This window comes from Lysinibacillus sp. KCTC 33748 (assembly GCF_002237755.1).
Lineage (GTDB): Bacteria > Bacillota > Bacilli > Bacillales_A > Planococcaceae > Lysinibacillus.
In genome coordinates this window covers 97,784-110,158 of record NZ_MWSJ01000003.1, presented here as the reverse complement: position 1 = coordinate 110,158, position 12,375 = coordinate 97,784, and the positions used below count along the sequence as shown (strand labels likewise).

Sequence of the window (12,375 nt, the reverse complement as noted above, 5' to 3'; positions counted from 1 at the left end):
ACTGTATCATCCCCTAAAAACTTTCTAGTAATGATTTCATCACAAGATACCAACCATCCACGAGTACAAATAATAAAATCTTAAACGGCAATGAAATCATAACCGGTGGTAACATCATCATCCCCATCGACATTAGCGTACTTGCGACAATCATATCGATTACTAGGAATGGAATAAAAATCATAAAGCCGATTTGAAACGCTGTTTTAATCTCACTCAATGCAAAAGCAGGTACTAGCATTGTAAGAGGAATTTCTTCTACAGATGCTGGCTTTTCTGCCTTATTATACTTTAAAAATAAATCAAGATCCTTTTGCCTTGTATGCTTACTCATAAACTCTTTAAAAGGCTCACTGGCACGATCATACGCTTCTTCAATGCCAATTTCCTCAGAAAACAATGGCTGTAATGCCTCTTTGTTGACCTCTTGAAATGTTGGGGCCATGATAAAGAAAGTTAAAAATAAAGCAAGACCTACAATGACCTGGTTTGGTGGCATTTGCTGTGTCGCCAATGCAGTACGCGTAAACGATAACACAATAACAATTCGTGTAAACGATGTCATCAAAATTAAAATACTCGGTGCCAGTGAAAGAACTGTTAACAGTAATAGAAGCTTCACAGAGCTGGAGACATTTGTCGGGTCGCTGTTGGAAAAAATACTGATTACATCATTCATTTATCATCATTCTCCTTTTGCTTCCATTTCTCCAGTTCTTCATTGCGCTCCTGTTTAATTTCGGAAATCTTTTTTTCGAACAGCTCACCAAAAGAGGTTTGTTTTTGCTGTACGGATGAACTCTCATTATTTTTTCTCTTAAACTTAGATAATACTTCTGCAATATACGGTGATGTTGCTGCAAGTTCTTGTCGTTCATTATATAGTGCTAAAAGTGTTGCAACTTCATCGGGATCAGTAATTTCACGTAATAGCTGGACATCCTCACCGATCCCAACTAAATAAAGTGTTTTACCTACTTGTAATAGTTGTACTGACTTTTGGGCACCTAGTGATAAACCGCCTAAATTTTGTACTAATTGATTACGTTGAAAGTTTAAATTTCTTTTATTTAAAAACTTCATTAATCCATAAAATAAAGCTACAACAAAAATAAGCGCCAAAACCATTTTTATGTATTCCCACGCAGATAAGCCTCCAGCCGCTGGTATATCTGAATCTTTCTTAGCAGCTGGAGTACTATCTTCTTTACAATCTCCTTTAATGCAGTCACTCACAAAATTCGTGTCAGATTCTGCATATACAGAAGTCGTTGTAGGGTACAAAAACAGGAAGGATACAAGAAATGCGAAAATCATCGTTAGACGAAATGATTTTAACATTTGCATTCAATCATCCTAGAGCTTTTTGAATCGCTTCAATTACACGATCAGCTTGGAAAGGTTTCACAATAAAGTCTTTCGCACCTGCTTGAATTGCATCGATTACCATTGCTTGTTGTCCCATTGCTGAACACATAATGACAGTTGCATTTGGATGTGAACCCTTAATTGCTTTAAGAGCTGCAATACCGTCCATCTCTGGCATTGTAATATCCATTGTTACTAAATCTGGCTTTAATTCGTTGTACTTTTCAACAGCCTGCAAACCATCAGCTGCCTCCCCAACAACTTCAAATCCATTCTTCGATAAAATATCCTTGATCATCATGCGCATGAATGCAGCATCGTCTACAATCAAAATTCTTTTAGACATGGTTAACTCCTCCAATTGAAACTATCTTAAATTATTCAAACGCTCTGCTTGACTTAAAACATCTGTAATACGGACACCGAAGTTTTCATCAATAACAACGACTTCACCTTTAGCTATTAAACGGCTATTAACTAAAATATCAACTGGTTCACCAGCTAATTTATCTAGTTCAATAATCGAACCACTAGATAGTTCTAATATCTCTTTTACAGAACGCTTTGTACGTCCTAACTCTACAGTAACTTGCAATGGAATATCAAGTAGCATATTTAAATTTCTAGCTTCAGATTGCGAGATAACGTTCGGATCAAAACTAGCAAACTGTGCTTGTTGAACATTGACCGGTTGAACAGGTCTTGTTGCTTGCGGAATCGGCTGTTGCTCTTGATACATTGGTTGTTGCACCGGCGCTGGCTGCTGTTGATATACTGGCTGCGCAGGTGGCGGTGTTACAGGTGCTTGTGGTTGCATAGGCGCTTGTTGTTGGACAGGCGACGGTGCTACTGGCGCTTCAGGTACTAGTGTTGCAGCCACAGGTTCCTCGATTGATTCTGTTTCTCCTAATAAAGATTTGACAATGTTTTGACTAAATTTCAGCGGTAATAATTGCATGATATTCGAATCAATTAAATTACCAATTCTCAATCTGAACGATACTTTTACGAGTAAATCATCTTCAGGAATATTTTCTCGTCCTTCATTTTGAGAAATATTCATTAAATCGATAGTAGGTGGAGAAATATCCACTTTTTTATTAAATACTGTCGACATTGAAGTAGCCGCAGAACCCATCATTTGATTCATAGCTTCTTGCACGGCACTTAGCTGAATCTCACCTAAATCTGGTTTCGGATTTAAGCCATCTCCACCTAACATTAAATCAGCAATTATCGCTGCATCAGATTGCTTAATAACGAGTAAATTCATACCTGTTAATCCGATTGTATATTCAACCTGTACGGCTACATAAGGATGAGGAAATTCCTCTTCTAATTTATTTCGGTTAATCATTGAAATACTTGGGGTAGTAATATCTACCTTTTGCCCTAATAACGCTGAAAGCGCTGTGGCAGAGCTTCCAAAAGATATATTTCCTACTTCACCTAACGCATCTTGGGCAAACGAATCGAGGTAATCCTCTACTCTTAAATCATTCATATCCTCACTTGTAGAAGCTTCAGTGCCGCTGTTTTTATCTTCCAACGTTTCGCCCCTTAATAACGCTTCAATTTCTTCTTGGGAGAGCATTTCATCACTCATCTTCGTCTCCTCCTTTCAAAGGGTCGATAATCTGGATTGCTAATTTTTTACCTTGTTTTCCTGGTTGAACCGTAAATTTCGGTAATGTTCCTACCTTTAATAGTAATGGATCTTCAATTTTTTGTTCTAATTGAATGACATCCCCAATCTGCATAGTGAGGAAATCCTCAATGGTAATGTCGGTAATACCTAGTTCAACAGAAACCGGTAGTTGTGCTTGTTTCACGCTTGTTTCAAGCATCTTTGTTTGCTCTGGAGACATTTCTTTTGTATTTGCCTGCATCCAGTAGCGAACAGAAAGATTTGGAACAATAGGCTCCAATACAACATGCGGAATACAAATATTGATCATACCGCTTGTCTCACCGATTATCGTATTTAAGGAAATAACGACAACCGTTTCATTTGGCGAAATCATTTGTAAAAATTGAGGGTTGACCTCAAGCTCCACTAAAATCGGATCAATTTCCGCAACATTTTCCCATGCCTCGCGTAAATTGTCGAATGAGCGTTCAAAAAGGTTTGTCATAATTTTAGTTTCAATTTCTGTTAAGTTATCCACATTACTATGACTCGCCCCACTACCGCCCATTAAACGATCTAACATAGAGTAGGCAATGTTTGGGTTTATTTCCATTAAGATATTACCATCTAATGGCGGCACTTCAAACACATTAATGAGTGTCATATTCGGAATCGAACGTACAAACTCTTCAAATGGTATTTGGTCCACTGATGCAACAGTAATCTGCACATAGCTTCTCAGCTGTGCAGAAAAGAAAGTTGTCAGTAATCGTGCAAAATTTTCATGTATTCGGGTCAAACTTCGGATTTGATCTTTTGAGAAACGTAGTGCACGTTTAAAGTCATACACTTTAACCTTACGCACCTCGTCCTCTTTTTTTATATCATCAGCTGACATTTCCCCGGTTGATATTGCGGAAAGCAGCGCATCTATCTCTGATTGAGATAATACATCTCCTGCCATTTGCCCACCTCCATTTCAAGCAGTTTCTTTATTATTGTGTGATGAAGGAGGTAATATAAATTTCCTGAACTTCTCCCTCTTGCATCAGTTCATTTAATCGTGTTTTTAATGATTGTTGGAAAATTTGTTTACCTTTCTTACCTTCTAAATCCTTTTGCTCCATTTCAGAAAGCTCTTGAATAACAATGTTTTTCACTTGGAAATCACGCTTCGTTAACTCAGTACCAGCATCTTTATTTGTTGTTTGAATTTTTAACGATATGCGTACAATTTTGTTATCAGCTAGATTTGTCGTAATTTCTGGAATTTCTACAGAAGCTTCTACGATTTCATCAATGGTTGGCTCAAGAGATCCTGCTGGCTTATTAAATTGGGTATATAACACAAACCCAATACCCCCGATAAGTATGATTGCTACTAGTACGATGATAATCATCGTTAACACTTTATTATTCTTCATCTTCTTCACCTCGTAGATGCGGGTTTGATAGTATTTGTATATTTTTATAAAAGGCAGTTACCTTTTGTCGCACCTCATCTTCACTCTGTAAAACAATGATTTTGGTTCCAGTCGTTAATGTAATGGTCGTATCTGGAAAAGATTCGACCGTTTCTATGTATAAAGCATTCAATGTAAATGCTTTGCCATTTAAACGTGTTAGTTCAATCATTGAAATAGGGCCGGGTCTAGCTCGAGAGCCGGCCCGACCCTCCCTCATATGAAATTATGTTTTTAATTTTGAGCATCTTGAAATCTTAACTGGTATTTCTTACTTACAAATTACTTAGCGTTTTAAATTTACAAGCTCTTGAAGAACTTCATCAGAAGTTGTGATTATACGTGTATTTGCTTGGAAACCACGTTGCGCTACAATCATTTCTGTAAACTCCTCTGAAAGGTCTACATTGGACATTTCTAGGGTACCAGCTTGAACGGCACCAACCCCTCCTACTGTTCCAACTTGAGCGTATGGTTGTCCAGAGTTTGCTGAAGTTTGGTAGTAGTTACCACCCACTTTTTCAAGACCACCAGCATTTGGGAACTTTGAAAGTATAAGTTGACCTGCATATTGTTTATCACCTTTATAGTCTACATACTCAACTGTACCATCCTGACTAATTGACATTGATTGTGCTGTTGTAGGGATACGAATCGGTGAAATTTCAGTTGCGAAATCCAGACCCTCAGCGATATTACCTTCTATATCAGCAAGTCCATTGTCTGCTTTATGTTCCTCAGCTTGAGCACCATCGATTGAATCGCCATCAGCAGAAATGGATAACTCATCATTTGCGTGACCTACTAAATATTTACCATCGGCATTCACTAGATATCCATTTCTATCCATGTAGAAGTTACCAGCACGTGTATAGAGAATATTGCTGTAACCTTCAGCATCTAGGTCCCCGTCTTCATTAGGTGCACCATTTGCATCACCTACCATGAAGAATCCATCACCAGCTATAGCTAAGTCTAACTCGCGAAACGTTGTTTGCATTGAACCTGAACCGTGAATTGTATCGATTGCAGCAAGTTGTGAACCTAAACCGATTTGTTTAGCGTTAATACCACCACGAGTTTGAGTCGGTGAAGAGGCACTCGCTGACGTTTGAGACATTAAATCTTTAAATACTACACGTCCTTTTTTAAAGCCATAAGTATTAACGTTAGAAATATTATTACCAATTACATCCAGCTTTGTTTGGAAGTTTTTTAAACCTGAAATACCAGAATACATAGAACGTAACATAATGTCGTTCTCCCTTCGTCTATTAATTGTGTGCCTCTATCAATCAGCACACCTAGGCCTCCTATCACAGGTCCAGCCCTTACAGCACGATTGTGCCATCAATATTTGTAAATATTTGCTGTTTTGCTTCCGTGCGGTCCATCGCTGTAATGACAGTAGCATTTTTAGCACTGACAATTAAAGCTGCTTGATCCATCAAGACTAATGGTTGTTTGACACCTTTTGAGTGCGCTTCAAATACCTTGTCCGATACAACCTGCCATTCTTGTTCAGTAATCGCAATATTACGCTGGATAATACGTTCATGCGCATGCTTGCTCACTTTCAGTTCTTGTTGCTTGGTAGCTTCTTGTAAATGAGCTTTAAAAGATTGCTGTGATTTTATTGGCGTTGGTTGTGTCTGGCGAATAGATGGATGTAATGGTACACGATGCAATGAAAACTGATCCATCATTCTTCTCCACCTTTATTCGGTTATTTCGGTAAATTCTTTTTGTGTTAATTTTTTGTCATTATCTAATACGTAATAAATAACGCCATCTTTACTCGAAACAGAAACGATACGCCCTTGTAGTTCTTGCTCGCCGTCTTTATAGGTAACTTTTTTACCAATTAGCTTGCTTGCTTGTACAAGAGGAGATTCTTTTTCAATATTGTTATCATTCGAATTCGTTTCTGAACCGCCTAAAATTTCCGAGATATTGCCAGGTTGTATTTTCTTACCATCAGTTAATAAGAACTCTACACTACCATCAACAAATTTTAATGACTCAATAACACCTGATCCTTCGTTGACTACATAGTTACCTTTTTCATCTTTCTCATCTGTTAACTCATGCCATTTTACTTCCTTACCAATAAAAGATGAATAACTCATCATCTGTGTTTGTTGCTGTGAAGCAAGTAATGATTCCATCGCCTTTGTCATATTTTGCATTTGCTCTAAAGAAGAGAATTGTGCCATTTGAGCAATAAAGTCTCGGTCGTCCATAGGATTTGTTGGATCCTGATGTTGCAATTGCGTAATTAACAATTGAAGAAAAGCATCCTTACCGAGTTCTTTATTACCTGTTTGCCTTACTGGCTTCTTATAATTCTGATAGTATAAGTCATCCGTTATTTTTCCAGTCATTTTATCAGTCTTTGTATCTGCCATATTTATACCTCCTCACTTATTAGATAGTCACTAAAGGACTTGCCTTCATCGTCATCGTCGCTTTTGTGCTCTTCCTCTTCTTGCTGTTGTTGCTTAAAGAAATTATTGAAGAAGCTTTGGTCACGTTGTTGACGATCTGCATCTTGTAAGGTTTGGGCAATATCAAGACGATCCACTTGAATATTTTGCTGTACAAAGGCTTGCTTTAATTGATGTGCTTGACTATCAAGTAATTCACGACCTTGTGCTGTTGAAGCAAGCAAACGTGCTGTAAGGACACCGTCATTTTGCACAAGCTCGATACGAATTGTTCCTAGATTTTCTGGATACAATTTCAATGTTAAGCGTGTAATACCTTGTGCATTCGAGATTTGGGCTCTATTGATAATTGCTTGCATCTCTTTTAATAATGCCTCTGACTGCGCCGGTTTTGCAGCAGGTAGTGTCACTTGGAACGTATCTGCTTTTGTTTGGACTGTATTGGAAGTCACCATTTCATTCGCACTTGTGTCTGTCTGTTTTGTAACTTGAACTTGTTGAACTACTTTCTGAAAGCCTTGTAACGGAAGTGTTACTGTTGTTTTCGTTGTTACTTGCTGTGCCGTTTGAAGCGTCTCAACTTGTGTTTGCATCGTTGTCAAAAGACTCTTGACGTTAGTTAGCACGTTTTCTTGTGAAGCTGTTAAGTCTGTTTTTTGTCCAACTAGCTGTGCTAACTTTAATACTTGAAGCAATGGCGCTATTTCTTTCGGTGTCACTTGTCCTTCACCTTGTATAGCTGCTACGATTTGTGTTTGAAGCGCTGGTGCCTGAGCATCCACTAGTGCTAAAAGCTCCCATATATCTCTTGCTTCTTGATCTTCCCCTAGCAACTGTTGTACTAATTGTTGGAGTTGCTCAGTATCAATCCCCAATGCATCCATTAAATGATCAAGATTTAACATTTCATCTATTGCAACAGCTTTACCTTCTTCACCAATTTGAAGCATTAACAAGCCATCGTCATGTGGGATACCTAGTACATCTAGTACTTCTTCTATAGACTCAGCATTTAAAACTGCTGCTAAATCAGAGGTATCTTTTGTATCTGTTGACTGTGTTTGCTGCTGTGTTTTATCTGAAGAAGAAATAACCTTTCCAAACACTGATCCAAACGTTGCTAACTTTTCTTTGTTCGACGGTCCATTTGCTTTCACATCGGAATCGCCTGTTGTCGAAGACTTTGTAGCCGCGTTTTTAGTTGGTAAAGCCTTAGACATCATTTGCATCATTGATACATCCATCATTTCACCTCCTTTCAGATGTTCTTATTGTTTAGCCATCATTTCTGTATATTTAGCTGCATCTTGTGGTTCCATTTTTTCTAGAATCGCCGCTAATTTATCTGGCTTTAAATTTGTTAAAATACGTAGTGCTTCTGTATCACTCATTTTAATTAGAACTGGCGCAGCTGCTTTAGGGGACATCTTATCGAATGTTTTTAAAATATCAGTAAAGTCACGCTTTACGTCACTTTGCTCCCTATTTAATTTTTCAACTTCAAATTTCAGCTGCTCATTTTCTGTCGTTAACTTTTCTTTTTCAGTTGTTGATGTATCGATCTTTTTTTGTAGCTGTACAATTTCTGCTTCTTTTTCTTGTATTTCAGCCTGTAAATTTACAACCTTCGAATCATTATTTACTACTGCATCTTTTGCTTGTTGTTCTTCAGAAGGAACGAATGGTAAACTTTCAAATGCCTTCTTCCCTAAATCAAAGACATTCGTATTCATTAGGGTTGCAACAACAAGTAAAATTGCCGCTACAAACATAACCGGTATTACAAACCATGTAAAAAACTTTCGAAGGCCTCCTGATTTACGTTTAGGCGGTTGTTCTTCTAATTCCGTCTTAAGTCGATTGTCTTTTTTCATGAAATCACCTGATTTCCCTCTTGTTATACGTAAGCGTTGAAATCTCATCTAAAAAAATGCCTTCGATACGATCCTGCTCTTGCTGGAACACTTTGAAATCTTTTTCTCGCATTTTTTCAAATTTACGTACTTCCAAGTTTTTTTCTAATAATTTTTCTTCGTGCCAATTCATTTTTGCACGAGCTTGAACAACTTTCTGCTGTACATCAGCAATTGTTTTTTCGAGGCTATCAATAAAACGTGCATAATGATGAACTTCCTCTATTGATGAACCTACAGTTAAACGCTCCTGTTGAAACTCTATTAAATCTTCTTTCTTTTTTAACAACTCATATAACTTTGTCGCTACTTCTTCAAAAGAACGTACAGATTCTTTATAGGCAATTTCAGTTTCATTTTTTTCCTGCTCTCGAATGGCTAACACTTTCTCAAAACGATAAATATAACTTACCACCCTAATGTCCACCACCGTTCGATAATGAAATTAACTCATTCATACTTTCCTCAAGGGTCACTTTATCTAAATATCCTTGCTTTAAATAAGCGGTAATGAGCGGTTCATAGTAAATAGCTTCATCAATTTCTTTTGACGTTCCTTTCTTATATGCACCGATATTAATTAGATCTTCCGACTTGTCATATGTATAATAAAGTTCTCTTAATCGTTCCGCAGCCTTTTTGTGCTCTGGTTCTGCCACATGATTCATCAAACGGCTGACGCTTTTTAATACATTAATAGCTGGATATTGACCTTTATTGGCAAGGTTTCGATCAAGTACTATATGACCGTCTAAAATCCCTCGCACAGTATCTGCAATCGGCTCATTCATATCATCACCATCTACTAATACTGTATAAAATGCAGTAATAGAGCCTTTCTCATTAGTGCCTGTGCGCTCTAATAATTTAGGTAAAATCGCAAAAACAGATGGTGTGTACCCTTTTTGAGCTGGAGGTTCACCTGTCGCAAGACCAATCTCACGCTGTGCCATAGCAACACGAGTCACGGAGTCCATCATCAACATGACATTTAAACCACGATTTCTAAAGTATTCGGCAATCGCTGTTGCAGTAAAGGCTCCTTTAATACGCATCAGCGCAGGCTGATCGGAAGTGGCAGCAACAACTATAGAACGACTTAAACCCTCTGGCCCTAAGTCTCGCTCTATAAACTCACGAACTTCACGACCACGCTCTCCAATTAATGCGATTACGTTTAAATCCGCTTGTGTATTTCGCGCAATCATACCGAGCAATGTACTTTTCCCGACCCCAGATCCTGCGAAAATACCAACACGTTGTCCATTACCCACTGTAAGCATGCCATCAATTGCTTTAACACCTACTTCAAGTCTTTCATTAATAGGTGGGCGTGTTAGCGGATTTGGTGGGTCCTGCTCTGTCGGAACTGACATTAATCCTTTCGGTAATAAAGTTCCATCTATTGGATTCCCCATAGAATCAAGTACTTTACCGATTAGTTCGGGGCCAACTTTTACTTCAAGTGGTGCCCCTGTACCTTCAACTAGACAGCCAATTGATATTTCTCTTAGTGAGGTAAAAGGCATTAAGACGACAATTTCATCTTTGAAGCCTACAACCTCTGCCAAGATAATTTGATGACCGTTTTTAGAAGTTTCCACATAAATTTTACAAACGTCACCAATGGAACTATCTGGACCTTGCGACTCAATCATCAAGCCGACAACTCTAGTAACTCTACCAAACTTTTTAAAGGTTGGTATTTGAGGAATTTGTTCGATTAATTGAGCCGTTTTCATCTAGATCATTCCTTACTTTCTAATATTTCATGTAACTTCAATCTTAGTTCGTTTAATTGCTCATCGATACTTACAACAATACGACCATGATTTGTTTCTATATAACAATCTGTTTCATTTTCTAAATCTTCATTTACAAAAATCATAAATGGTACGTCAGTTGGGAACATTTCAGCTAGTTCATCACGATTACCAGTAATTAATGCATAGTAAGTAGGTGAAACATAGATTTTTATTTCTTTCATTTCTCTTGCTTCTTTAAGCCCTCTACGAACGATTGACACAAATAATTCGTTGTCTCGCTCTAAAGATGTATCAATAATTCGCTCTGCGGCGGTTAAGCCTAGCTCTAAAATAATCGATTCTTGTTCTTCAATATATTTCCGAGCATTCTCCCCCGCTTGAATAATTATTTCATTGGCCGTTTGGAGAGATTGCGCCATCGCTTCATTCGCTTTGTTTGTCCCATCCTCATAACCTTGACCAAATCCTTCATCATAAGCTTCTTGCACTCGATTAGGTCGTTCTTCTTCCCAGTCTTGCTTTAAATGTTCAATTTCCTGGGAGAATATTTGCTTTTCTTGTTCAAAAGCCTCGCGTTCAGCCTGTATAGTAGCTCTAGCTTCCGCAAGCAAGCGCTCGCGCTCTTCTAGCACTTCTTCCATAGTAATCTGTTTTTGAGGTTGAATTTCTCCATTTTCTATCTCATGCAGCTCAAACATTTCACGGATTTGAATCTTTTTGACATGATCACCATTGGACTGTGTATGTACAGAACGGATGATTCTAGACAATGACGTCATCTCCTCCACCACGTGCAATAATAATCTCACCAGCATCCTCTAAGCGACGAATGACCGCAACAATTCGAGATTGCGCTTCCTCTACGTCACGCAGTCGAACAGGACCCATAATTTCCATTTCTTCCTTAAATGTCTCAGCCATACGTTGTGACATATTGCGGAAAATAATGTCTTTTACTTCTTCACTAGAAACTTTCATTGAAAGCAGTAAGTCTTCATTTTCACAATCGCGAATAACACGTTGTATCGAACGATTGTCAAGCGTAACAATATCTTCGAATACAAACATACGTTTTTTGATTTCTTCTGCAAGCTCTGGATCTTGAATTTCGAGTGCATCGAGAATCGTTTTTTCCGTTTGTCGATCTACACCATTTAACACTTCAACAACTGCATCAATGCCACCCGTTTCAGTGTAATCTTGTGTCACAGTCGATGATAACTTACGCTCTAAAACAGATTCAATTTCACTAATAACTTCTGGGGAAGTTGAATCCATTACAGCAATACGCTTAGCAATATCAGCCTGTACTTCCTGTGGTAATGAAGATAAAATCACACCCGCTTGCCCTGCCTCTAAATAAGAGAGGATAAGGGCAATTGTTTGTGGATGTTCATTTTGAATAAAGTTAAAAATTTGTGCTGGATCAGCTCTACGCGCAAAGTCAAAAGGACGTACTTGTAAAGAAGATGTAAGGCGATTAATAATTGTTTGCGCCTGTTCTACACCAAGAGCTTTCTCCAATACTGTCTTCGCGTAACCAATACCACCCTGTGTAATATAATCTTGCGCAAGTGCAATATTGTGGAACTCTTCAATAATTTCCTCTTTCACATTTGCTTCTACTTTTTTTACGCTTGAAATCTCTAATGTTAAACGTTCAATTTCTTCTTCTGTTAAGTGTTTATAGACAGAAGCTGAAACCTCAGGCCCTAATGAAATTAACAAGAGAGCGGCCTTTTGTTTGCCTGTTAATTCCTTATCTTTCTTGGACACAGCCGAACCTCC

16 protein-coding genes are annotated in these 12,375 nt (G+C 38.1%); all 16 read right to left on the bottom strand.

All coding sequences use genetic code 11. The features are described from left to right. Nucleotides 1-13: 13 nt before the first annotated feature. The 16 genes from fliP to fliG all read right to left on the bottom strand — a co-directional run bounded on the left by fliP (nucleotide 14) and on the right by fliG (nucleotide 12,363). Nucleotides 14-679: a flagellar type III secretion system pore protein FliP gene (gene fliP / locus B1B04_RS06265; RefSeq protein WP_079560471.1), complete on the bottom strand. Its 666-nt coding sequence runs from the start codon at nucleotides 677-679 to the stop codon at nucleotides 14-16. After that, on the bottom strand, nucleotides 676-1,341 hold the full coding sequence (locus B1B04_RS06260; protein WP_240518224.1) for a flagellar biosynthetic protein FliO: 666 nt from the start codon (nucleotides 1,339-1,341) through the stop codon (nucleotides 676-678). Before B1B04_RS06260 ends, fliP begins: the two co-directional genes overlap by 4 nt. A 10-nt stretch (nucleotides 1,342-1,351) precedes the next feature. Continuing rightward, nucleotides 1,352-1,714: a response regulator gene (locus tag B1B04_RS06255; RefSeq protein ID WP_079560469.1), complete on the bottom strand. Its 363-nt coding sequence runs from the start codon at nucleotides 1,712-1,714 to the stop codon at nucleotides 1,352-1,354. Between the two features lie 21 nt (nucleotides 1,715-1,735). Next, nucleotides 1,736-2,974, bottom strand: a complete 1,239-nt coding sequence (fliY, locus tag B1B04_RS06250) for a flagellar motor switch phosphatase FliY (protein ID WP_079560468.1) — start codon at nucleotides 2,972-2,974, stop codon at nucleotides 1,736-1,738. After that, nucleotides 2,967-3,962: a flagellar motor switch protein FliM gene (gene fliM, locus B1B04_RS06245; protein WP_079560467.1), complete on the bottom strand. Its 996-nt coding sequence runs from the start codon at nucleotides 3,960-3,962 to the stop codon at nucleotides 2,967-2,969. The genes fliY and fliM overlap by 8 nt, the downstream gene beginning before the upstream one ends. 31 nt (nucleotides 3,963-3,993) lie before the next feature. Next, the gene (fliL, locus tag B1B04_RS06240; RefSeq protein ID WP_079560466.1) at nucleotides 3,994-4,422 is read right to left on the bottom strand and encodes a flagellar basal body-associated protein FliL; all 429 of its coding nucleotides are present in this window, start codon (nucleotides 4,420-4,422) and stop codon (nucleotides 3,994-3,996) included. Continuing rightward, nucleotides 4,412-4,633 (bottom strand): flagellar FlbD family protein, encoded by a 222-nt coding sequence (locus tag B1B04_RS06235; RefSeq protein ID WP_049668748.1) that lies wholly within the window; start codon nucleotides 4,631-4,633, stop codon nucleotides 4,412-4,414. The genes fliL and B1B04_RS06235 overlap by 11 nt, the downstream gene beginning before the upstream one ends. A gap of 114 nt (nucleotides 4,634-4,747) precedes the next feature. After that, nucleotides 4,748-5,713, bottom strand: coding sequence for a flagellar hook-basal body complex protein (locus tag B1B04_RS06230; protein WP_079560465.1), 966 nt, complete (start codon nucleotides 5,711-5,713; stop codon nucleotides 4,748-4,750). A 79-nt stretch (nucleotides 5,714-5,792) separates the two neighbouring features. Next, nucleotides 5,793-6,164 (bottom strand): TIGR02530 family flagellar biosynthesis protein, encoded by a 372-nt coding sequence (locus B1B04_RS06225; RefSeq protein WP_079560864.1) that lies wholly within the window; start codon nucleotides 6,162-6,164, stop codon nucleotides 5,793-5,795. 15 nt (nucleotides 6,165-6,179) lie between these two features. Continuing rightward, nucleotides 6,180-6,869, bottom strand: coding sequence for a flagellar hook assembly protein FlgD (gene flgD, locus B1B04_RS06220; RefSeq protein ID WP_079560464.1), 690 nt, complete (start codon nucleotides 6,867-6,869; stop codon nucleotides 6,180-6,182). Nucleotides 6,870-6,871: 2 nt separating this feature from the next. After that, nucleotides 6,872-8,152: a flagellar hook-length control protein FliK gene (locus B1B04_RS06215; protein WP_079560463.1), complete on the bottom strand. Its 1,281-nt coding sequence runs from the start codon at nucleotides 8,150-8,152 to the stop codon at nucleotides 6,872-6,874. A 24-nt stretch (nucleotides 8,153-8,176) separates the two neighbouring features. Beyond that, nucleotides 8,177-8,830: a MotE family protein gene (locus B1B04_RS06210; RefSeq protein ID WP_079560462.1), complete on the bottom strand. Its 654-nt coding sequence runs from the start codon at nucleotides 8,828-8,830 to the stop codon at nucleotides 8,177-8,179. Further along, complete coding sequence (gene fliJ / locus B1B04_RS06205; RefSeq protein WP_079560461.1) at nucleotides 8,787-9,236, bottom strand: flagellar export protein FliJ; 450 nt, start codon at nucleotides 9,234-9,236, stop codon at nucleotides 8,787-8,789. Before fliJ ends, B1B04_RS06210 begins: the two co-directional genes overlap by 44 nt. A 1-nt stretch (nucleotide 9,237) precedes the next feature. Continuing rightward, complete coding sequence (gene fliI / locus B1B04_RS06200) at nucleotides 9,238-10,563, bottom strand: flagellar protein export ATPase FliI (protein ID WP_079560460.1); 1,326 nt, start codon at nucleotides 10,561-10,563, stop codon at nucleotides 9,238-9,240. 5 nt (nucleotides 10,564-10,568) lie between these two features. Beyond that, entirely contained in the window at nucleotides 10,569-11,357 is a 789-nt protein-coding gene (fliH, locus tag B1B04_RS06195; protein WP_079560459.1) for a flagellar assembly protein FliH, read from the bottom strand. Next, complete coding sequence (gene fliG, locus B1B04_RS06190; RefSeq protein ID WP_079560458.1) at nucleotides 11,350-12,363, bottom strand: flagellar motor switch protein FliG; 1,014 nt, start codon at nucleotides 12,361-12,363, stop codon at nucleotides 11,350-11,352. The genes fliH and fliG overlap by 8 nt, the downstream gene beginning before the upstream one ends. Nucleotides 12,364-12,375 lie beyond the last annotated feature (12 nt).

Bases quoted from the DNA above. Each gene is read 5' to 3' on its own strand.
- B1B04_RS06235 (WP_049668748.1), bottom strand. From the start codon at position 4,633: ATGATTGAACTAACACGTTTAAATGGCAAAGCATTTACATTGAATGCT.
- B1B04_RS06255 (WP_079560469.1), bottom strand. From the start codon at position 1,714: ATGTCTAAAAGAATTTTGATTGTAGACGATGCTGCATTCATGCGCATG.
- fliM (WP_079560467.1), bottom strand. From the start codon at position 3,962: ATGGCAGGAGATGTATTATCTCAATCAGAGATAGATGCGCTGCTTTCC.
- B1B04_RS06225 (WP_079560864.1), bottom strand. From the start codon at position 6,164: ATGGATCAGTTTTCATTGCATCGTGTACCATTACATCCATCTATTCGC.
- fliP (WP_079560471.1), bottom strand. From the start codon at position 679: ATGAATGATGTAATCAGTATTTTTTCCAACAGCGACCCGACAAATGTC.
- fliI (WP_079560460.1), bottom strand. From the start codon at position 10,563: ATGAAAACGGCTCAATTAATCGAACAAATTCCTCAAATACCAACCTTT.
- fliL (WP_079560466.1), bottom strand. From the start codon at position 4,422: ATGAAGAATAATAAAGTGTTAACGATGATTATCATCGTACTAGTAGCA.
- B1B04_RS06260 (WP_240518224.1), bottom strand. From the start codon at position 1,341: ATGTTAAAATCATTTCGTCTAACGATGATTTTCGCATTTCTTGTATCC.
- B1B04_RS06210 (WP_079560462.1), bottom strand. From the start codon at position 8,830: ATGAGATTTCAACGCTTACGTATAACAAGAGGGAAATCAGGTGATTTC.
- B1B04_RS06215 (WP_079560463.1), bottom strand. From the start codon at position 8,152: ATGGATGTATCAATGATGCAAATGATGTCTAAGGCTTTACCAACTAAA.
- fliY (WP_079560468.1), bottom strand. From the start codon at position 2,974: ATGAGTGATGAAATGCTCTCCCAAGAAGAAATTGAAGCGTTATTAAGG.
- B1B04_RS06230 (WP_079560465.1), bottom strand. From the start codon at position 5,713: ATGTTACGTTCTATGTATTCTGGTATTTCAGGTTTAAAAAACTTCCAA.
- flgD (WP_079560464.1), bottom strand. From the start codon at position 6,869: ATGGCAGATACAAAGACTGATAAAATGACTGGAAAAATAACGGATGAC.